The organism is Roseateles sp. P4_D2, from assembly GCF_056401875.1.
Genome location: NZ_JBFUIM010000007.1, coordinates 118,968 through 138,583 on the forward strand (window position 1 = coordinate 118,968; position 19,616 = coordinate 138,583).

Sequence of the window (19,616 nt, forward strand, 5' to 3'; positions counted from 1 at the left end):
TTTGTTGGACTTCATTGCGCCGACGTTACGTTGGCGCAAGACAGGGTCAGGTCGCGGCCGTGATTTGCCCGTCGCAGGCGCCGAAACCGATGCGCCGGTATCCGGGTTTTTCCGCAAAGGCGCGCAGGCCGAGAGTGTCTCCGTCGAGCACAAAGGTGCGCGTCTCGCCATTGGGCAGCGTGATCGGCTGCTTGCCACCTGCAGTCAACTCCAGCAACGAGCCAGCCTCTTCCGGCGCAGGCCCGCTGATGGTGCCAGTGCCCAGCAGGTCACCCGGCTGCAGGTTGCAGCCATTGCTCGCATGGTGGGTCAACATCTGCGCCAGCGACCAGTAGGCGTGGCGCAGGTTGGAGTGCGACAGGCGCGTCGCCTCGCTCATGGCCGGTGTCTTGAACCAGACCTCCAGCTCGATGTCGAAGCTCGCGTTCGCGCGATGCGCCGGCGAGTCGAGATAGGGCAGCGGCTGCGGGTCGCCGTCGGGCCGCGTGAACGGGATGCGGAAGGGTGCCAACGCCTCCATCGTCACGATCCACGGCGAGATCGTCGTGCCGAAGTTCTTGGCCAGGAAGGGCCCGAGCGGCTGGTACTCCCAGGGCTGGATGTCGCGGGCCGACCAGTCGTTCAGCAGGGTCAGGCCGAAGGCATGCTCGTCGGCCTCGTCGATGTTGAAGGGCTCGCCCAAGGCATTGCCGGGCCCGACGAAAAGGCCCAGCTCCAGTTCGCAGTCGACACGCGCGCTCGGCTTGAAGACGGGCACCTCGGCGTCCGGCGGCTTGACCTGGCCCTTGGGCCGGCGCAGCGGCGTGCCGCTGACGACGATGGAGGAGCTGCGGCCGTGATAGCCGATGGGCACCCACTGGTAGTTGGGCAGCAGCGGGTTGTCGGGGCGGAACAGCTTGCCGATGGCACGGGCGTGGTGGATGCCAGTGTAGAAATCGGTGTAGTCGCCGATGCGGCAGGGCAGCGTGTACTCGGCCTCGGGCTGCGGCACGAGTTCGAGTTCAGGCGAGCCGGCCTTCAAGGTATCAAACAGGCGATGGCGAAGCGCGCGGCGCTCGCCGCTGGGTCGAGCCATCAGGGCGTTGAGATCGGTGATGCCCCAGCCGGTCAGGTCGAGGATCTGATCGCCGATGCCAACGCCCACACGCCAGGGCTCCAACGTGCCGATGCGGCGGAAAGAGCAGAACGGCAGGTTCTGCAGCGGAAAGTCGGTGACCGGGTCATTGGCCGAGGCAACCCAGGAGAGAGCGGCTTGGTCGTGCGTGTGATCAATCATGCTTTGAACTCGTCTTTCAGACCTTGCCAGCAGTTGGCGTAGGTCGCCTCCAGCGGCGCGTCACGTAGCGCCCAGCTCGTGGGCTTCAATGGCCAGCGCGTCTCGAACATGAAGGCCAATGTGGCGTCCAGCTTGTGCGGCTTCAAGTCGGCGCCGCTGGCCTTGTCGAAGGCCTCGGTGTCGGGGCCGTGCGGCACATAGCTGTTGTGCAGGCTGGCGCCACCGGGCTTGAAGCCCTCGGGCTTGGCGTCGTACTGGCCCAGCACCAGGCCCATGAACTCGCTCATCACGTTGCGGTGGTACCAGGGGGGCCTGAACGTGTCCTCGGCCACCATCCAGCGCGGCGGGAAGATGACGAAATCGACATTGGCCCAGCCGGGCGTGTCGCTGGGGCTGGTCAGCACCGTGAAGATGCTGGGGTCCGGGTGGTCGAAGCTGACGGTGTTGATCGTCATGAAGCGCGAGGTGTCCCAGCGGTAGGGCGTGAGGTTGCCGTGCCAGGCGACGACGTTGAAGGGGCTGTGCGCCTGGCTTGCGCGCCAGAGCTTGCCGCCGTAGCGCTTGACGATCTCGTAGTCGCCGTCCTCCGCGCCGCCCGCCGGGCCGCTCCCAAGGGCGGCGGCGCCCCCTCGGGGGGCAGGAGGCGTACCCGCCGACGTGGGGGCCTCATCTTCATACCAGGCGACCGGCGCCTCGAAGTCGCGCGGATTGGCAAGGCCGTTGGAGCCGATGGGCCCCAGCTCAGGCAGGCGCATGGCGGCGCCGTGGTTCTCGCAGACATAGCCGCGTGCCGGCACGTCCAGCGGGTCGATCTTGAAGGCCATGCCGCGCGGCAGCAGCGCGATGAAACCAGGTGCGACTTCGAGGCGGCCCAGCTCGGTCGTGACGAGCAGACGGCCTTGCTGCGGCACAAGCAGCATCTCGGCGTCGGCGTTGACGAGGGCACGGCGGCCCATCGAGCGCGTCGCGACGTAGGCGAGCGCGCCCATGCCGTGCATGCCCACCTCGCCGTTGACGGCGTAGCTGCGCAGGCCGTCGATGAAGTCGCCGTCGTCATGCAGCGGCGTCGGGCCCCAGCGCAGCGGGTCGGGCGACGCGCACTCACCCTCGGCGGCACCGCTCTTCCACAGCGCGTGCGCCAGCGGCTCGTAGCCACCGCAGACGACCGAGGGCCGGCGGCGGTAGAGCCAGGTGCGCTGGTTGTCGGCGCGCGGCGCGGTGAAGGCGCTGCCGGAGAGCAGCTCGGCATACAGCCCATGCGGCGCGCGCTGCGGGCTGTTGCGGCCGATGGGCAGCGCGCCGGGATGGGCCTCGCTGCTGTGCTGGTTGCCGAAGCCGGTCAAGTATCTGATGGAGGTCAGTTCAGTCATGGTGTTCGTGGGCCAACGGGTCACGGCAATTCACGCGCCAGCGTGAACGCCTGGCGCAGCACTTCGCGGTCGCCGATGTGGTTGCACAGGATCAGGGTCAGCCGCGCGAGCCAGTCGGCCGCCTCGACGTCGCTCAAGCCCGCCTGGGCAGCGATCAGCTCGGCGTAGAAGGCGTCGGCTTCGCCACCGAAATTCGGGGTCAGAGTCAATTTGCTCTTGGTCATTGCGGCTCCCCATGGGCACGCGCGAGCGCTGCCCGCAGCGCGTCGGCGTCGAAGCGGTGCCAGCGCGCCGCGACGATGGCGTCGGGCCGGATCAGGTGGACGCTGCCCGGCCGGCCGCCATAGCGCGCGGCAGCCACGCCCTCGGCCGGCAGCACGACGACGCGCACGCCAGCCGCCGGCGCCGGCCAGCCAAAGCAAAGCAGCAGGAACTCGCCGAACTGCTCGCTCAGCCAGCCGGTCTCCAGCGGTGCGTCTGGCGCGGGGCAACCCGGCGCCGAGCCGCCAGGCCAGGGTTCGGCGTCGGGCGTGCTCAGCGGCGAGTCGACATGCGCGGTCGGCACCGACAGCCGCCCGCTGTTGACCAGCGGCTTGGCGAACTCGGTGTGCGCCGCCAGGTCCAGCGCGGCCTTGCGCAGGCGCAGGCTCAGCGCGCTCTTGGGGCTGATGAAGTCGGTGGCCCGCGTCGAGTGGCCGATGTTGTCGTCGGCGGCCTCGATGCGCTCGAACTCGTAAGCGTCGAGCAGCGCCGAACCACCCTCAGCGCCCTCGCCCTTCAGCACGGCAGCCAGCTTCCAGCCGAGGTTGTCGGCGTCCTGCACGCCACTGTTGGCGCCACGTGCGCCGAAGGGCGAGACCTGATGCGCCGCATCGCCGGCCAGCAGCACACGGCCCACGCGGAACACCGAAGCGCGGCGGCAGCAGAACTGGTAGATGGACGACCAGGCCAGCTCGAATTGATCGGTGCCCAGCATCGCCGCGACACGGGCCTTGATGCGGTCGGGGTCGCGCTCAGTTTGCGCATCGGCGTCGCGCCCCAGTTGGAAGTCGATGCGCCAGAGTCCCGCGGCCTGCGCGTGCAGCAGCACGGACTGGCCGCGGTGAAACGGCGGGTCAAACCAGAACCAGCGCTCGGGCCTGGCCGGGTCCAGGCCGCGCGGCCGCACGCCGGGCGCCAGGCGCACGTCGGCGATCAGGAAGCGGTCTTCAAACACCTGGCCCGCAAAGCCCAGCCCCAGCAAACTGCGCGTGGGGCTGCGCGCGCCATCGCAGCCGACGACCCAGTCGGCGCGCATGTCGAACAAGCCGTCGGGCGTGCGCACGTTCAGCGTGACGCCACCTTCGTCCTGCTCCAGCCCGATCAGCTCATGCTTGCCGCGCAGTTCGATGCGTTGATCCAGTTGCGCCGCGCGCACGAGCCTGGCCTCGACCTGGTCCTGCTGCAGGTTGACCATCGCCGGCATCTTGTGATGGCTCTCGGGCAGCAGGTCGAAGGTATAGGCCTCGCGCTCGCCGTGGAAGACGCGGCCGCGCTGCCAACGCACGCCTTCACGCGCGACGGCCTCGCCAACGCCGAGACGGTCGAACACCTCCAGCGTCTTCTTGGCCCAGCAGACGGCGCGCGAGCCGTCGCCGATGCGATCACTGTCGTCGATGACGACGACGGGCACCTCGCGTTTTGCCAGGTCCAGCGCCAACGTCAGGCCCACGGGCCCGGCGCCGACGATGACGACCGGGCGGCGCTGCGGCTGGCCGCTGCGCTGCTCCAGGCTCTGGTGATAGGGGTACTGCGGAAGGTCCATGCCGACCTCAAGCGCCTTCGAGCGCCTTCCACATGTCGACGTCGCGCTCGGCTGTCCAGATGCGCGGGTGGGCGGTGCCGCCGGCCTCGTCGAACGCGCGCGTCACGTCGAAAGGCATGCAGTGGTCGAAGATGACCCAGTGGCCGTACTTGGGGCGCAGCGCGGCCATCGTGCGTTGATACACGGCCTTCAACTCCTCACCAGCGGTCACGCCCGATTGCACGGCCGCATACAGCTCGCTGACGAAGGCGCGCGTGCCGGCCAGGCCTGCGGCGACCTGCTCCACGCCCTTCAACGCCGGGCCGCGGCCCGGCACGAGGGCGGTGGCATTCAGCGCGGCGATGGCGTCGAGCGTCCCAGGCCAGTCAGCGAAGTGGGCGTCACCACAGTAAGGCGTCGCATCAAACTCGACGAGGTCGCCGCTGAACAGCACCCGCTCCTCGGGCAGCCAGGCCACGGTGTCACCGGCCGTGTGGCCGCGGCCGGGCGAGAACATCTCGACCTTGACGCCGCCCAGGTCCAGCGTGAGCCGGCCGCTGAACGTCAGCGTCGGCCAGGTCAGCCCTGCCGGCACGGACTCGACGTTGCGGAACAGCCGCGGGAAGCGGCCGATCTCGCTGGCCTTGTCCTGCTCGCCGCGCTCCTTGATGAGCGCCAGCGTCGCGTCGCTGGCAATGACCTGCTCCAGGCCCTCGGCCTTGAAGGCCGACGCGCCCAGCACGCGCACCGCGTGGTAGTGGCTGAGCAGCACGTACTTGATCGGTGCGGTCGTCACTTCGCGGATGCGACGGATCACATCGGCCGCCATGACGGGCGTGGCCTGGGTGTCCACCACCATGACCGCATCGCGGCCGATGACGATGCCGGTGTTGGGGTCACCCTCGGCGGTGTAGGCCCAGGCGTGCTCGGACAGACGTTCGAAGGTGACCCTTTTCTCTTCCAGGTCGGCTTGCGAGGCAAAGGCTTTGGTCGTCATGCGGGTCTCCAACATCGAAGCCGAAATTTATCCTATTACAAATCAATTCACCAATATAGAATTTTCAGCATGGTTGAGCCCAAGGCCCCGCGAGGCATCCAGAGCATCGAAGTGGGTGGTCAATTGCTGCTGGCACTGGCCCACCGCGGCAGGCCCATGGCATTGAAGGACCTGGCCCGAGAGGCTGGCATGACGCCGGCCAAGGCCCATCCCTACCTCGTCAGCTTCATCAAGCTCGGCCTCGTGGAGCAGGAGGGCGGCAGCGGGCCCTATGGCCTCGGGCCGCTGGCACTGCAGCTCGGCCTCATCAGCCTGCAGCAGTACGACCCCGTGAGGCTGGCCACGCCTGTCATCGAGGAACTGGCCCAAAAGATCGGCCACACGGTCGCCATTGCCGTCTGGGGCACACACGGCCCCACCATCGTGCGCGTGGCCGAGGGGCCGACGCCCGTGCACATCAGCATGCGCCATGGCACGGTGATGAGCCTGGCGGGCACGGCGTCGGGGCGCCTGTTCGCGGCCTATCGCACCGAGGAAGCGGCGGCGCTGGCGCAGACCCTGCCGGAAGAGGCTGTCATCGCCGCCGTGCGCGCGGCGGGCCTGGCCACGTCGCGGGACAGCGTCGTCGCCGGGGTCAGCGCTGCGGCCGCACCCGTCTTCGACGCCTCCGGGCGCCTGGTGTTGGCCTTGACAGCCATCGGGCCCACTGCCGGCTTGGACATCAGTCTTCAAGCACCGCTGGCCGCCGCGTTGCGGGATGCTGCAGCGCTGTTGTCACGGCGCCTGGGCCGATGAAACATCTCAGCCGCCACGACAGGCAGGCGACAGCAAGTTTTGCTGAAAACCAAGCAAACTATTTTTGCGACCTGGAACACGAGTTCAAGAATCTTTCGACTCAGTTGGCAACTTGTGATTCAAAACATATCTCTTAACGTCATATCTGATCAAATATAGAGATAGATGGTCACATTTGATCTTCACATGCTGCCGAACCATGGCGGAACGTGAAGATGGATTGCTGGTTGGCAAACTGCAGCATTCCAGCCACACCCGCGCATGCTTGGGGGGCGCGATAAATCTCATTGCGATCAATGACTTGCGCTCCAAAACGGCCCTGCATCAGCTGCATTTGAAGAATGGCTAGGGGTTTTCCCAAGCCGGTCTGAATTTCGCGCGCTCCGAGAATTTGCTTCAGCCGCCGCCCGATCGGGCGGTTTGTCTCTTGGCTGAACCGTCTGGCAACACACCCGCTTGCCATTCCTTTCTGGAGCAGTGATGCATAAGCAAACCAAAATCGCCGCCGCGGTCCTGATGACCGTCGGCGGTCTCAGCGCTTGGGCCCAACAAGCCCCCGCGGAACCGCAGCAGATCGAGCGAGTGACCGTCACCGGTTCGGCGATCAAGCGCATCGACGCCGAATCCGCCGTGCCTGTCACCATCGTCAAGATGGCGGACCTGCGCAGTGCCGGCGTGACCTCCGTCGAACAGGTGATGGCCAACCTGGTGGGCGTCCAGCAGTCGACCAACGCGGCACAGTCCATCGGCTCGGGCAGCGGCGGCGCCTCCTTCGCCGACCTGCGCGGCATCGGTGCCGACAAGACCCTGGTGCTGTTGAACGGCGAGCGCATCGCCAACAACGCGGTCGACGGCTCGGCGCCCGACCTGAACATGATTCCCTTCGCTGCGATCGACCGCATCGAAGTGCTGCGCGACGGCGCCTCGGCCCTGTACGGCACGGACGCCATCGGCGGCGTGATTAACTTCATCACGAAGAAGAGCTACAACGGCGGCACCATCACGCTGGGCTATGACAGGCCCAAGCATGCAGGTGGCCGCGCCAAGAGCGCCAACGTCGGCTTCGGCTTCGGCGAGCTGGACAAGCAGGGCTTCAACCTCTCCGGCTTCCTCAGCATGAAGAAGGAAGACCCGATCGCCGGCAACGAGCGCGACTTCAACAAGCGCATCGTCGGCGGCCTGTCCAACAGCACCGATCCGGCCAACTACACCCAGGATTTCAGCGCCCTCTACAACCCGGCCGCTCCGGCCTGCGCGGGCACCGCCCTGATCCCGATTGCCGGCGGCACGCAATGCAAGATCGTCACGCCGAACTTCGTCGACTTCGCGCCCAAGTCGGACACCGCGTCCGGCATGCTCAAGGGCACGCTGCGCGTCAATGATTCGCTGGAACTGGGTGCAGAAGGCTTCCTGACCCGCAACCGGGTCACGACGCGCATCGCCCCCGTGCCCTACGGCGGCTATTACATGAACCCGACCATGCCCAATGGTCAAAAGAACCCCTATTTCCCCACGGCGCACATCGACCCGACCTTCGATGACGGCACGGCCGGCCTTACCATCTTCAACCCCTCTGCTGCCTTCGCCAACCCGGTGGCCGTGCAGCCGGGCTTCGCCTACGTCTTCTGGCGCGATTTCCCGAACGGCTCGCGCGCCCAGATGAACGAGAACAAGCAAAGCCGCATCGTGCTGTCGGCCGAAGGCAACGCCCTCAACTGGGACTACTCGGTCAAGTTCTCGGCCAACAAGAACACGGTCGACCAGAACCTGACGGGTGGCTACGGTGACGGCGACATGATCGGTGAAGGCCTGCTCGAAGGCGTCATCAATCCCTTCGGCGCCCAGAGCGCCGCCGGCACCGCCCTGCTGGAAAAGGCGGCCCTGAACGGCAGGCTGCAGACCGCCACCGGCAAGATCAATATCTTCAAGATCATGGCGAGCCGGGAACTGGGTGACTGGTTGGGCGCTGGCCGCCCGGCGCAGATCGCCGTGGGTGGCGAGTACCGCAAGGAAAACTACGATTCGCACCCGGTCAAGGAATTTGCCCAACTCGTCTCGGCGTCGACCGGCGTCGATCCAGATGCGACGGCCAAGGGCACGCGCAAGGTCGGCGCCCTGTACACCGAAGTCAACGTGCCGGTGAACAAGATGCTTGAGCTGACCGGCTCGGTGCGCTACGACAAGTACAGCGACTTCGGCGACAGCACCAATCCCAAGCTGTCGTTCCGCTTCCAGCCCAGCAAGGAAATGCTGTTCCGCGGCTCGGCATCGACGGGCTTCCGCGCGCCGACGCTGTTCGAGCTCTATAGCTCGACTTCGTTCACCAACACGGCCGGCAACTTCAACAACCCGATCAACTGCCCGGGCGGCACCCCCATCCCCGGCGCGTCGCAGGCCAACTGCAATGGCCAGTTCCAGGTCCAGAACGGCGGCAACCCCAACCTGAAGCCTGAGAAGGCCAAGAACTACACCCTGGGCGCCGTGTTCGAACCCATGGCCGACCTGAGCCTGGGCATCGATTTCTGGGCGATCAAGATCAAGAACGCGATCGCCGTGCTGCCGCAGTCGACGCTGTTCCAGAACTACACGCAGTGGCAGCAGTACTTCCACTTCTCCCAGCCCGGCAACCTGCTGTCCATCACCAGCAACTGCCCGGGTCCGAAGTGCGGTTACGTTGAACAGCTGAACCAGAACCTGGGCGGCACCAACACCAACGGTATCGACCTGAGCGCCCAGTACCGCCTGCGTTCCAACGTCGGCCAGTTCGACTTCGCGTTGAACAGCACCTTCGTCAACAAGTACGAGTACCAGGACTACCCGTCGGGCCCGTGGAACCAGAACGTTGGCATCTACTCCGGTGCCGGCCCGATCTTCAAGTGGCAGCACAACCTGACGGCCAACTGGGCCTACAGCAGCTTCGCTCTGGGTACGGCGGTGCACTACAAGTCCGGCTACGTGGACTTCACGCCGACCAACCACGTCTCGGCATTCACGACGACCGACCTGTACGGCAGCTGGTCGCCGATCAAGGGCGCTTCCCTGGTGCTGGGCGTTCGCAACCTGTTCGACCGCGACCCGCCGTTCACCAACCAGGCCGACCTGTTCCAGTCTGGCGGCTGGGATTCGCGCTACGCCAACGCAGCAGGCCGCACCTACTACGTGCGCGGCACCTACTCGTTCTAAGCTCCCAACGGGCTCAGCCCCGAAAGCCGCTCAGCTTGCCTGAGCGGCTTTTTCTTTGTCGTGGCCAAGGCCGACCGCTACAGCGGCGACCTGCTTTGACTTGAGGTCCTGAGCGGGAGCACCAGCGCACCCTCCGGAAAGCGGGTGCTCATGAAGTCGACGAAGGCCTTCACCTTCGGGCTGGCCAGGCGCCGGGAGGTGTGCAGCACCCACAGCTCGACCTCTTTGCCGTCCAGGCTGCCCCACTGCACCAGTTCGCCGTCATCGACTTGCTGCCCGACGATGGACCGCGGCACCAGCGCGGCACCGGCGCCGGCCAGCGCGGCGTCCCTGAGCATCAGCATCGACGAGAGCCCGAGCACCGGCACGGGCTCGATCAGCAGGCGGCCCTCGTCGACAGACCAGGTCTCGCCGTCCCGATAGGCGCTGACGACGGCGGGCACGCGCACGGCCGCAGCGCCAGGCGCGGGCCTGGCGATGGACGGCGCGGCGACGACCACGAGGCGGTCCTTCGCAAAACAGCGGCCCACCAGCGCCGTGTCCACCCGCGGGTTGGGGCGGATGGCGACGTCGAACTGCTCGTCGACGAGATCCACCACGCGGTCTTCCGCCACCACCTCCAGAGTGACGTCGGGATAGAGCCCGCGGAACTCCGCGCACAGCCGCCCCATCGCCAGCTGTGAAAACAGGATGGGTGCCGCCACGCGCAGGCGCCCGGCCACCTTGCCGCTGCCTTCCCGCGCCGCGCCGATCGCATCGGCCACCTCGTGCATGGGCCCTTCGGTACGGCTGAGCAGCAGCTGGCCGGCCTCGGTCAGCTCCAGTCCCTTGCCGCCGCGCTCGATGAGGCGCACGCCCAGTTGCTCCTCCAGGTCCGCCACGCGCCTGGACAGCGTGGCCTTGGAGCGCCGGCTGGCCCGGCTGGCTCGGCCAAAGCCACCGTGCGTGGCCACGAGGTTGAAGTCGGTCAGGGCGTTCAGGTCCATATCGTCTCAATTCAAAGACACATTGTCCTGATTTTGGCGTCTGTGTTTATGGATTGCAACGGCCTATCTTTCGTCCAAGCCAGCGAAACAAATCGCCTGGCCTTGGTCCTTCCCCTTAATCAGCTTTCAAGAGAGTCCATCATGAGCATCCTCGTCATCGGTTCCACCGGCACCGTCGGTTCCCTCGTCGTCCAAGGCCTGGCCAAGCAAGGCGCCCAGGTCAAGGCGATGGTCCGCCGCACCGGCACCCTGTCCCTGCCCGCCGGCGTCGACGGCGTCGTCGCCGACCTCGGCGACGTGAACTCCCTGCGCCTGGCGATGAGCGGCGTGCGCACGCTGTTCCTGCTGAACGCCCTCGCCCCCGACGAGGTCACGCAGTCGCTGCAGGCCCTCAGCGTCGCGCGCGAAGCGGGCATTCAGCGCATCGTCTATCTGTCGGTCATCCACGCCGACCTCTACACCGATGTGCCCCACTTCACCGGCAAGCACACCGTGGAGCGCATGATCGAAAGCCTGGATCTGCCGGCGACCATCCTGCGCCCGGCCTATTTCATGCAGAACGATGCCGCCATCCAGTCCGTCATCGAAGGCTACGGCGTCTTTCCGATGCCCATCGGCGCCAAGGGCTGCGCGATGGTGGACGTGCGCGACATCGCCGACATCGCCGTGGCCGAGCTGCTGCGTCGCGACCGGTCGCCGGAACCCCTGCCCCGCCTGACGCTGGAAGTGGCCGGCAACGAGGTCTTCACCGGCCAGGCGGCTGCCGCCGTCTGGGCCCAGGCGCTGAATCGCGAGATCCGCTACGGCGGCGACGACGTGCAGGCCTTCGAGCAGCAGCTGGCCGCGCAGCATGTGCCCGCCTGGATGGCCTACGACCTGCGCCTGATGATGAGCCGCATCCAGCAGCTCGGGCAGATCCCCGCCGCCGGCGCAACGCGCACGCTGGAGAAGATGCTGGGCCGCCCGCTGCGGACCTACCAGGCCTTCGTGGCCGAGCGGGTGGCGACCTAAGGCTTGCTAGCCAGGGCGACGCCGGCCAGCACCAGCAGGCTGCCGGCCACGAAGCTGGGCGACAACGCCTCGCCCAGCAACCAGACACCCAGCAGCACGCCAAACAGTGGCGTCATAAAGGTGAAGGCGCCCAGGCGCGAGGCTAGGTAGCGACGCAGCAACCAGAACCAGGCCAGGAAGCTGGCGAAGGACACGACCAGGCTCTGGAAGGCGAGGTGGGCCCAGACGGCGGCAGTCGGCTCGAAGCGCCACTGACCCGTCGCCCAGGCACCCGGCAGCAGCAGCACGAAGGCGCCGAGCAGCTGGTAGCACAGCGTCTCGGTCGCCGGTGCGGCGGCCAAGCGCGTACACCGGATGGTGACCGTCGTAGCGCCCATGGCCAGGCCGGCCAGCACCGCGAGCAGATCTCCCAGCAGCGCAGAGCCGTCAGGGGCCAGACCGCCGCGCAGGAAAGCCAGCGCGATGCCTCCGAATGCCAGGCCTATGCCCGCCCAGCGACGCCGGTCGAGGCGCTCGGCCGGCAGCCGCCAATGCAGGCCCAGGGCCGTGAACAGCGGCGAGGTGTAGAGGAAGACGACGACGTGGGAAGCCTGGGTCAACTGCAGCGCCAGGGCCACGAGCAGGAATTCCAGCGCGAACAGCGAGCCCGCCGCGGCACCGGCTGCCCAGCGGCGGCGATCCAGCGCCTCGCCGCGCCAGCGCATCAGACCGGCGAGCAGCAACAGGGCGATGCCGGAGCGCAGGCCGATCATCAGCATCGGGCCGACCTGCGCCGTCACCGCCTTCAGCGACACCTGCTGCAGGCCCCAGAGGCAGCACAGCAGGAGCATGACGCCGCCGGCGCGCGCGTCGAGCGGGCCGGCCGTGATGCCGGGCGGCCGGGCAAGCGTGGCGGGTAATGCGGTTGAGGCGGGATTGAGGTACTTCATGGCCGCCAATGTGCCGGTCGGCCGCGAATCCGAAAAGCACATAATTCGCTTCCAAATCATCCGCTTTTCGAATTCATGCGCGATCTGCAGATCGACTGGCTGAAATGCTTTGTGGCCACCGTCGATGCTGGCTCCCTGTCCAGCGCCGCGGCCGAGATCCACCGCTCGCAGTCGGCCGTCAGCATGCAGCTCAAGAAGCTGGAGGCGGCCGTCGGCCACCGCCTGCTTCGGCGCGATGCGCGCCAGTTGGAACTGACGCATGAGGGCCAGACCCTGCTGGGCTATGCGCGACGCATGCTGGACCTTCAGGCCGAGGCCCAGGCGGCGCTGCGCGAGGACGATGTCTCAGGTGTCGTGCGCCTGGGCGTACCGGATGACTACGCCCGCAGATACCTGACACCGGTCCTCAAGCGCTTTGCGCCGCGCCATGGCGGCGTTGAGATTCAGCTGGACTGCGAGCAGTCGACCTCGCTGATCCCGCGCGTGGCGCGTGGCGATCTCGACCTGGCCCTGGTTTCGCGCGACCACGCACGGCGCGGCACCCTGCTCTTCCACGAGCCCATGGTCTGGGTCGGCTCCCCGCAGTTTGACATCTGGCGGCGCGACCCGCTGCCCATTGCAGTCTACGAGGAGGCCAGCCTGGGCCGGCGCAGCGCCATCAACGCCCTCGCCCTGCAGGGCCGGCCCTACAAGATCGTCTACAACAGCTCCAGCCTGGCAGGGCAGATCGCAGCCGTCGAGAGCGGCCTGGCCGTGGCCGTGCTGACGCAGTGCAGCGCGCCGGCGCATCTGCAACTTCTGGGCGCCGAACAGGGCCTGGGACCGCTGGAGCCGATGCAGGTAGCCGTCTACCGCAGCAAGACGTCCAAGGGCAACAAGGCGGTGGACAGCCTGCGGCGGATGCTGATCGAGACGCTCAGGGTGTCGGGCTGATACGCACCATCATCACGCCGTGAGGCTTCACGCTGCCGCCGACCTCGCCCGAGACGCCGCGGGTCTTCTTGCCCGACCACAGGTCGTGGACCTCAGCCTTGATGCGCGGCGCGAGGTCCAGCTGCTCCCACGTCACCTTGATGTCGGCCGCCGTTTCGCCGCGGTTGAACAGCACGGCCGCACGTTCGCCACCGGCCAGCGTGCGCACCCAGACCTCCAGGTTGCCCTGGCGCCAGACGCGACGGCCCTGCCGGCCCAGCGGGTCCTGGTCAACCTTGATGACTTCGGCATTGGTCAGGATGCGGCGGGTGTCCGCATCCATCTTCGCCATGTCGTTGCCCGCCACCAGCGGCGCGGCCAGCATGGCCCAGATCGAGAAGTGGCTCTCGTACTCCGTCGTCGTCATGCCGCCGTTGCCGACCTCCAGCATGTCGGGGTCGTTCCAGCCGTTGGGCGCGGCGTCGGCCCACAGGTCGGCATTCATGTCGATGATGTCCAGCAGGCCGTGCGACCACTCCTTCTTGCCCTTCCAGGCGTCCCAGATGTCGCCCGTGGTGCGCCACAGATGGCCGACGGGATGGGCCCAGCGGCCGGGCTGGCTGCCGCCCCATTCGCAGATGGACAGCACGATGTCACGGCCCGATTCGCGCAGCGCCTTGGCCATGATGGTGTAGGCCGCTTCGGGGGTGCGCGGGCCGGTGTAGCACCAGTCGTATTTCAGCCAGTCCACGCCCCACTTCGCATACTGGCGCGCATCCTGGAACTCGTGGCCGGCGCTGCCGGGGCGGCCACCGCAGGTTGCGGCGCCGGCATCGGAATAAAGGCCGAACTTCAGGCCCTTGGAATGAACGTAGTCGGCCAGTGCCTTGATGCCCGATGGGAAGCGCTCGGGGTCGGCCTGGATGTTGCCGTCCGCGTCGCGGCTCTTCTGCCAGCAGTCGTCGATGACGATGTAGCGGTAGCCCGCGTCTTTCATGCCGGAGGCGACCATCGCGTCGGCCTGCTGGCGGATCAGGGTCTCGCTGACGTTGCAGGCGAACTTGTTCCAGGAGTTCCAGCCCATCGGCGGCGTGGGCGCGAGATTGGGCTTGGGGGCGTCGAGCTTGAGCGTCTCGTGCGGGGCGGCCTGGGCGCCGGCAATGAAGACGCAGGTCGACAAGGCCAGCAAAGCGCGGCCGAGCCAGGTTGAAGTCATGGGGAAAACTCCGAAAAAAGTCAGACGGTGCCGCGGCGCGCTTCCAGCTCGGCGCGGATCTCGTTCATGCGCCGCTCGGTCAGGAAGTAGCGGGACACGATGTAGAGGGCGATAAGCAGCCCGAGGATGGGAATGCCCGACAGGGCGACCCGGATCATGAACAGCGCATCCTCGCCCTGCACCGGCAGCTTAGCGTTGAAGCCGGTGAACATCAGCACCCAGCCGGAGGCGCCGTTGCCCAAGGCAAGGCCGACCTTGGAGATCCAGGAGCCGCAGGCGGCGAACGAACCCTCGCGGCGCTGTCGGCTGCCGAGCTCGTCATGGTCGATGACGTCGGCCATCGCCGAGCCGTAGATCGTCCAGAACCCGGCACCGACGAAGGCCACGCCGCCGCTGGCAAACAACTGCAACCAGGGCAGCTGCGGGTTGTAGAAGAACCAGTCGCCGACGAAGGCGAGGATGCCCAGCACCAGCACCGTCATCAGCGCATTGCGCTTGCCCCAGTGCCTGGCCACCCACCCGGCAAAGGCGATGCCAACGAGGCCGCAGACCAGACCGGCGATGCCCATCATCGAGTTCCACTTGGTGGCCTCAACGACGTTGCCGGCGCAGACGTAGTAGACGGTGGCGTAGTAACCCAGCATGCCCACCATGGAGGTGGCCATGTTGTAGGCCATCATCGTGCCCAGCATCTGGCGGAAGGGCTTGTTCTTCAGTGTGCGATACAGGGTGTCCTTGAAGGGCACGCGCTGCCGGGTCTGCGCCACGACCTTCTGGTAGTAGCGTTCGCGGGTCAGCAGGAAGATGGCGATGGAGACCACCACCATGATGCCGCCCAGGATGCTGGTGTAGACCTGGGCACCCAGCAGGATGTCCGGATTGCCCTTCGCATCATTGAAGAAGGCCAGCGTCGTGAACTGGGCCGCCACGAACATCGCCAGCTCGGGGAGCTTCTGGATCGCGTTCTTCCATGACATCACGCGCGTGCGCTCGTGGTAGTCGGGCGTCATCTCGGCGCCCAGGCTGTTCCAGGGCATGTTGAAGCAACTCATGACCGGCACGTACAGGCAGGTCGAGACCAGCATGAAGATGAAGTATTCGTTGTCGCTCCAGCCGCGGCCGACGGCGAACATCAGCGGCAGGCCGATGCCGGCGAGGATGCCGCCCACCAGGATGAAGGGGCGGCGGCGCCCCCAGCGCGTGCGGGCGTTGTCGGAGAGCCAGCCGAACAGCGCGTCCGAAACGGCATCGACCGCGATCTTCAGGAAGATGACCGTGGAGATCAGCCCCGGCGCCACGCCGAGGAAGATGTTGAAGACGTGGAAGGCCAACGACTGGTAGAGCCAGTGGCCCCACATGTCCAGGAAGGAGCCCAGGCCGAAGCCGATCTTCTGCCGCGCGGGCACGCGGTCGGCCGCAAGTGTTGGCGCTGGCGGCACGGAGGCGGTCGGGCGCTGCACGGGCGGCATGGCGGCCCCTTCGGGATCGGCGATCAAGACTGTCTCCTTCGCCTGGCGCTGAGCGAGGCGGTATTTTTAGTAAACAGTCCTATTTTCGTTCGTTGATCGCACGAACGAAAGGCGGTGCAACTACCTAGGCAGCCACCTAGACAGCTGCGGTCTTGCGCCTGGCCTTGCGCGGCGCGGCCTCGGCTTCAGGCGCCGCGACGAAACGGGAACTCTCGCGCACGACCAGCTCCACCGGCAGCGACGCGTCATTGGGTGCGACATCGCCTTCGATGAGGGCGCGTGCGGCGACGTTGCCAAGTGCTTCCTTGTCCATCTTCACAGTGGACAGGGGCGGCTTGTTGCGGGCAGCCTCCTCGATGTCGTCGTAGCCGATGAAGCGGATGTCCTCGGGCACGCGCAGGCCGCGCTCAAGACAAACCTCGATGGCAAACATGGCCGTCGAGTCGTTGTAGGCGAAGACCGCGTCCGGGGGGTTGGGCAGGGCCAGCAGGCGGCTCATCGCATCACGGCCGGCGTCGCCGTATTCCAGCGCCGGGTCCAGCGTGACTTCGTAGTCGGGGTCAAACAGGCGGCCGGCCTCGAACAAGGCGCGGCGGAAGCCCTTGGCGCGCAGCGACGTCGAGTAATGCGCCAGCGGCCCGAAGATGGCGGCGATGCGTTGGGACTGGCCTTCCAGCAGATGGCGAGTCGCCAGCCAGGCGCCAAGCTGGTTGTCGTCATTGACGCAACGCACGCCGGGGTAAAAGTGATCCACGAGCACCAGCGGCAGTTCGCAGCGGCGAATGGATTCCATGGCCTCGGGGTCGAAATAGCCGGCACCCAGCAGCGCCTCGGCCTCATGGCGGCGTACCTGGCCGGCCACGTCGTCGCCCGCCAGCACCGACATGATGCTCAGCGGCACGCCGGCCTCGCGGCAGGCCGTCTCGGCGCCGTGCAGCACATAGGAATAGAAGGGGTTGTTGGCCAGCGAGCCCAGGCTGCGGCTGTACAGGAAGAGCATGCGGCGTGGCTTGCCGGTGCGCAGCTTGCCGACGTCGTAACCCATCTGCTGGGCCACGCCGAGCACCTGGGCGCGAGTCTGCTCAGACAGGCCGGGCTGGCCCTTCAGCGCGCGCGACACCGTGCCGATGGACACGCCCGCGGCCTCGGCCAATTCGCGAATCGTCACTCCCTTGTCGGCCATCACCCGAGCTCCCGCTGTTGTTTAGCACGTCGCATCGGGCGCGATTGTGCATCGGCACCCCAGCGGCCCCGGGTACACCCTGTACCGGGGGCAAAACCTAGGCTGGATATTGTTCACTAAACAATCGCTGTTGCATAGAATATTTCCGAACCACCGACGAAGCGCGCCAAGCGCCGCCGACATGCTCCCCTGCCCCATCGCCGTCCTCGGCGAAGCCCTGGTCGACGAATTCCATGACGGACCCGTCGCGGGTGGCGCGCCCTTCAACGTGGCGCGCTCGCTCGCCGCCATGGGCGCGCCGGCCCTGTTCATCAGCCGCGTCGGCGCGGACGATGACAACGGCCGCCTCGTGCTCGACAGTGCGCGCCGCTACGGCCTGGACAGCGCCGGCGTGCAGCGCGACCCGCAGCACGCCACCGGCCGCGTCAGCGTGCACGAGGACGCCGGAGGCCACCACTTCGAGATTCATGGCGACGCCGCCTGGGACCATATCGACGCCGCGGCCGCCCGCCCTCACCTCGCTGAAACGGCGCCGGCGTGGCTCTACTTCGGCAGTCTGGCCCAACGCCAGCCCGCCTCGCGCGCGGCCCTGCGCGCCCTCGTCAAGCCTTTCACCGGCACGCGCTTCCTGGACTTGAACCTGCGGGCCGGCACTGAAACCCGACTGCTGGCCGCCGAGTCGCTGATGCTGGCCGATTGGGTCAAGGTCAACGACGAAGAACTGGCCCAACTGGCCGGCTGGTTCGATGCCGGCGCGCCCGACGACGCCGGCCGCGCCAGCGCATTGATGGCACGTTTTGCACTGCAACGCCTGGTGCTGACCTGCGGCGCAAGCGGCTGGCGCTTCTACGCGCCGGGCGGCGTGCTGCTGGCGCAGGGGGCTGGCGTCACCCAGCCGCACATGATCGACACCGTCGGCGCCGGCGATGCCTTCACGGCCCTGCTGCTGGCCGGCCTGTCGCTGGGCCGTGACCTGCCCGCCACGCTGGCCCTGGCCAATCGCTACGCCTCCTTCATCTGCGGCGTGCGCGGCCCGCTACCCGCCGAACCTCTTGCCCTGCAACCCTGGCGCACCGCCCTGCATGCGCTGCCGACCTCTGCCTGAACGACTGCCCGACATGGACCTGACTCCGCCTCCCACCTCCCTGGCCGACCTCGTCGCGCCGCCCGCCGGCTCGGCCATGCGCCGCCCCGGCTTCATCTTCGGCGCCGGCACCTCGTCGTACCAGATCGAAGGTGCCGCACACGAGGACGGCCGCCTCGAATCCATCTGGGACCGCTTCTGCGCGACGCCGGGCAAGGTGCTGCGCGGCGAGAACGGCGATGTGGCCTGCGACCACTACCACCGCTTTGAAGAAGACCTGGACATCCTGCAGCGCCTGGGTGTGGACGCCTACCGCTTCTCCATCGCCTGGCCGCGCGTGATGGACGAGGCCGGCCGGCCGAATGCGAAGGGCATCGACTTCTACAAGCGCCTGCTCGATGGCCTGACCAAGCGCGGCATCCGCGCCTTCGTCACGCTGTATCACTGGGACCTGCCCCAGCACCTCGAAGACCGCGGCGGCTGGCTGAACCGCGAAACGGCCTACCGCTTTGCCGACTACGCCGAGCTGATGAGCCGCGAACTCGGTGGCGGCCGCGTGGCGGCCTGGACGACGCACAACGAGCCCTGGTGCTCAGCCTATCTTGGCTATGGCGACGGGCACCACGCGCCCGGCCTCAAGTCCAACCGCTGGGCCGCCCAGGCCATGCACCATCTGCTGCTGGGGCACGGCCTGGCGCTGCCCATCCTGCGCGCCAACGACCCGACGGCCTTGCACGGCATCGTCGCCAACTGCGCGCCGGGCTATGCCGACACTGACACAGCCGAAGACCGCGATGCCGCTTCGCTGTTCGAGACCTACCAGAACCGCTGGGTGCTGGACCCGCTGCTCAAGGGCGAATACCCGGCCGACCTGTGGCGGCTGTGGAAGGGCTGTGAGCCCCTGGTGCTGCCCGGCGACATGGACCTCATCAAGCAGCCCATCGACTACCTGGGCATCAACTTCTACAGCCGCGCCGTGCTGCGCTCCAAGGGCCCCGACACCATCGACTGGGTGCGCCACCCCGAGGTCGAGCGCACGACGATGGACTGGGAGGTCTACCCGCAAGGCCTGCAGGACCTGTTCGAAGCCTTCAAGCGCGACTACGCCAATCTGCCGCCCCTCTACATCACCGAAAACGGCATGTCGAGCGACGACCAGGTCAGCGCCGGCGAGATCGACGACCAGCAACGCCAGGCCTACATCAAGCAGCATTTCGCGGCATGCTCACGTGCCATGGACAACGGCGTGGACGTGCGCGGCTATTTCATCTGGTCGCTGCTGGACAACTTCGAATGGGCCTTCGGCTACGAGCGCCGCTTCGGCCTCGTGCATGTCGACTTCGAGACGCAGCAGCGCACGCTCAAGCGCAGTGCGCTGGCGTATGCGGACTTCCTGAAGGAGCGCGCCGCGGCGCGTTGAGC

At 67.1% G+C, this 19,616-nt stretch carries 17 protein-coding genes; 6 read left to right on the top strand and 11 right to left on the bottom strand.

Translation table 11 applies throughout. From position 1 onward, the window contains the following. Positions 1–46: 46 nt before the first annotated feature. From fahA to AC1DW0_RS14305, 5 genes are read right to left on the bottom strand one after another with little or no spacing between them, the layout of a single operon-like run. Positions 47–1,276, bottom strand: a complete 1,230-nt coding sequence (gene fahA, locus AC1DW0_RS14285) for a fumarylacetoacetase (protein WP_477946529.1) — start codon at positions 1,274–1,276, stop codon at positions 47–49. Then, a complete protein-coding gene (locus AC1DW0_RS14290) occupies positions 1,273–2,646 on the bottom strand; it encodes a homogentisate 1,2-dioxygenase (RefSeq protein WP_477946531.1) in 1,374 nt (457 codons plus the stop codon). The genes fahA and AC1DW0_RS14290 overlap by 4 nt, the downstream gene beginning before the upstream one ends. A gap of 20 nt (positions 2,647–2,666) precedes the next feature. Then, positions 2,667–2,870 (bottom strand): DUF2783 domain-containing protein, encoded by a 204-nt coding sequence (locus AC1DW0_RS14295; protein ID WP_457353684.1) that lies wholly within the window; start codon positions 2,868–2,870, stop codon positions 2,667–2,669. Next, positions 2,867–4,450, bottom strand: a complete 1,584-nt coding sequence (locus AC1DW0_RS14300; protein ID WP_477946534.1) for an FAD-dependent oxidoreductase — start codon at positions 4,448–4,450, stop codon at positions 2,867–2,869. The genes AC1DW0_RS14295 and AC1DW0_RS14300 overlap by 4 nt, the downstream gene beginning before the upstream one ends. Positions 4,451–4,457: 7 nt before the next feature. Next, the gene (locus AC1DW0_RS14305; RefSeq protein ID WP_477946536.1) at positions 4,458–5,426 is read right to left on the bottom strand and encodes an MBL fold metallo-hydrolase; all 969 of its coding nucleotides are present in this window, start codon (positions 5,424–5,426) and stop codon (positions 4,458–4,460) included. 69 nt (positions 5,427–5,495) lie between these two features. Between AC1DW0_RS14305 and AC1DW0_RS14310 the strand changes: the two genes are divergently transcribed. Then, complete coding sequence (locus AC1DW0_RS14310; RefSeq protein WP_056203845.1) at positions 5,496–6,221, top strand: IclR family transcriptional regulator; 726 nt, start codon at positions 5,496–5,498, stop codon at positions 6,219–6,221. A 169-nt stretch (positions 6,222–6,390) separates the two neighbouring features. On the opposite strand, the gene AC1DW0_RS14315 is transcribed toward AC1DW0_RS14310, so the two are convergent. After that, positions 6,391–6,555 carry a hypothetical protein gene (locus AC1DW0_RS14315; protein ID WP_457353690.1) on the bottom strand — a complete coding sequence of 55 codons (165 nt, stop codon included), beginning with the start codon at positions 6,553–6,555 and terminating at the stop codon, positions 6,391–6,393. A 146-nt stretch (positions 6,556–6,701) separates the two neighbouring features. Here AC1DW0_RS14315 and AC1DW0_RS14320 point away from each other — a divergent pair, with 146 nt between their 5' ends. Continuing rightward, positions 6,702–9,404, top strand: a complete 2,703-nt coding sequence (locus AC1DW0_RS14320) for a TonB-dependent receptor (RefSeq protein ID WP_477946538.1) — start codon at positions 6,702–6,704, stop codon at positions 9,402–9,404. A 77-nt stretch (positions 9,405–9,481) separates the two neighbouring features. On the opposite strand, the gene AC1DW0_RS14325 is transcribed toward AC1DW0_RS14320, so the two are convergent. Beyond that, positions 9,482–10,390, bottom strand: a complete 909-nt coding sequence (locus tag AC1DW0_RS14325; protein ID WP_477946539.1) for a LysR family transcriptional regulator — start codon at positions 10,388–10,390, stop codon at positions 9,482–9,484. Between the two features lie 141 nt (positions 10,391–10,531). On the opposite strand from AC1DW0_RS14325, the gene AC1DW0_RS14330 reads away from it, so the two are divergent. Then, positions 10,532–11,401 (top strand): SDR family oxidoreductase, encoded by an 870-nt coding sequence (locus AC1DW0_RS14330; protein ID WP_477946541.1) that lies wholly within the window; start codon positions 10,532–10,534, stop codon positions 11,399–11,401. On the opposite strand, the gene AC1DW0_RS14335 is transcribed toward AC1DW0_RS14330, so the two are convergent. Then, complete coding sequence (locus tag AC1DW0_RS14335; RefSeq protein ID WP_477946732.1) at positions 11,398–12,231, bottom strand: DMT family transporter; 834 nt, start codon at positions 12,229–12,231, stop codon at positions 11,398–11,400. The two genes, AC1DW0_RS14330 and AC1DW0_RS14335, sit on opposite strands and share 4 nt — an antisense overlap. A gap of 174 nt (positions 12,232–12,405) precedes the next feature. On the opposite strand from AC1DW0_RS14335, the gene AC1DW0_RS14340 reads away from it, so the two are divergent. Then, positions 12,406–13,263, top strand: a complete 858-nt coding sequence (locus tag AC1DW0_RS14340) for a LysR family transcriptional regulator (RefSeq protein ID WP_477946543.1) — start codon at positions 12,406–12,408, stop codon at positions 13,261–13,263. Here AC1DW0_RS14340 and AC1DW0_RS14345 read toward each other — a convergent pair. From AC1DW0_RS14345 to AC1DW0_RS14355, 3 genes are all read right to left on the bottom strand, one after another. Then, a complete protein-coding gene (locus tag AC1DW0_RS14345) occupies positions 13,247–14,458 on the bottom strand; it encodes a glycoside hydrolase family 27 protein (RefSeq protein ID WP_457353700.1) in 1,212 nt (403 codons plus the stop codon). The genes AC1DW0_RS14340 and AC1DW0_RS14345 overlap by 17 nt on opposite strands. Before the next feature lie 20 nt (positions 14,459–14,478). Beyond that, positions 14,479–15,954: an MFS transporter gene (locus tag AC1DW0_RS14350; RefSeq protein ID WP_457390741.1), complete on the bottom strand. Its 1,476-nt coding sequence runs from the start codon at positions 15,952–15,954 to the stop codon at positions 14,479–14,481. A gap of 109 nt (positions 15,955–16,063) precedes the next feature. Then, the gene (locus tag AC1DW0_RS14355; RefSeq protein WP_457322547.1) at positions 16,064–17,110 is read right to left on the bottom strand and encodes a LacI family DNA-binding transcriptional regulator; all 1,047 of its coding nucleotides are present in this window, start codon (positions 17,108–17,110) and stop codon (positions 16,064–16,066) included. A gap of 181 nt (positions 17,111–17,291) precedes the next feature. On the opposite strand from AC1DW0_RS14355, the gene AC1DW0_RS14360 reads away from it, so the two are divergent. After that, positions 17,292–18,215 carry a PfkB family carbohydrate kinase gene (locus AC1DW0_RS14360; RefSeq protein ID WP_477946546.1) on the top strand — a complete coding sequence of 308 codons (924 nt, stop codon included), beginning with the start codon at positions 17,292–17,294 and terminating at the stop codon, positions 18,213–18,215. A 13-nt stretch (positions 18,216–18,228) separates the two neighbouring features. Then, complete coding sequence (locus AC1DW0_RS14365; protein ID WP_457353708.1) at positions 18,229–19,614, top strand: GH1 family beta-glucosidase; 1,386 nt, start codon at positions 18,229–18,231, stop codon at positions 19,612–19,614. Positions 19,615–19,616 lie beyond the last annotated feature (2 nt).

Excerpts from the sequence above, each read along its gene's own strand:
- AC1DW0_RS14360 (WP_477946546.1), top strand. The coding sequence starts at position 17,292 with ATGCTCCCCTGCCCCATCGCCGTCCTCGGCGAAGCCCTGGTCGACGAA.
- AC1DW0_RS14330 (WP_477946541.1), top strand. The coding sequence starts at position 10,532 with ATGAGCATCCTCGTCATCGGTTCCACCGGCACCGTCGGTTCCCTCGTC.
- AC1DW0_RS14335 (WP_477946732.1), bottom strand. The coding sequence starts at position 12,231 with ATGCTCCTGCTGTGCTGCCTCTGGGGCCTGCAGCAGGTGTCGCTGAAG.
- AC1DW0_RS14355 (WP_457322547.1), bottom strand. The coding sequence starts at position 17,110 with ATGGCCGACAAGGGAGTGACGATTCGCGAATTGGCCGAGGCCGCGGGC.
- AC1DW0_RS14320 (WP_477946538.1), top strand. The coding sequence starts at position 6,702 with ATGCATAAGCAAACCAAAATCGCCGCCGCGGTCCTGATGACCGTCGGC.
- AC1DW0_RS14295 (WP_457353684.1), bottom strand. The coding sequence starts at position 2,870 with ATGACCAAGAGCAAATTGACTCTGACCCCGAATTTCGGTGGCGAAGCC.
- AC1DW0_RS14300 (WP_477946534.1), bottom strand. The coding sequence starts at position 4,450 with ATGGACCTTCCGCAGTACCCCTATCACCAGAGCCTGGAGCAGCGCAGC.
- AC1DW0_RS14325 (WP_477946539.1), bottom strand. The coding sequence starts at position 10,390 with ATGGACCTGAACGCCCTGACCGACTTCAACCTCGTGGCCACGCACGGT.
- AC1DW0_RS14315 (WP_457353690.1), bottom strand. The coding sequence starts at position 6,555 with ATGCAGCTGATGCAGGGCCGTTTTGGAGCGCAAGTCATTGATCGCAAT.
- AC1DW0_RS14345 (WP_457353700.1), bottom strand. The coding sequence starts at position 14,458 with ATGACTTCAACCTGGCTCGGCCGCGCTTTGCTGGCCTTGTCGACCTGC.
- AC1DW0_RS14305 (WP_477946536.1), bottom strand. The coding sequence starts at position 5,426 with ATGACGACCAAAGCCTTTGCCTCGCAAGCCGACCTGGAAGAGAAAAGG.
- AC1DW0_RS14365 (WP_457353708.1), top strand. The coding sequence starts at position 18,229 with ATGGACCTGACTCCGCCTCCCACCTCCCTGGCCGACCTCGTCGCGCCG.
- AC1DW0_RS14310 (WP_056203845.1), top strand. The coding sequence starts at position 5,496 with ATGGTTGAGCCCAAGGCCCCGCGAGGCATCCAGAGCATCGAAGTGGGT.
- AC1DW0_RS14340 (WP_477946543.1), top strand. The coding sequence starts at position 12,406 with ATGCGCGATCTGCAGATCGACTGGCTGAAATGCTTTGTGGCCACCGTC.
- fahA (WP_477946529.1), bottom strand. The coding sequence starts at position 1,276 with ATGATTGATCACACGCACGACCAAGCCGCTCTCTCCTGGGTTGCCTCG.
- AC1DW0_RS14290 (WP_477946531.1), bottom strand. The coding sequence starts at position 2,646 with ATGACTGAACTGACCTCCATCAGATACTTGACCGGCTTCGGCAACCAG.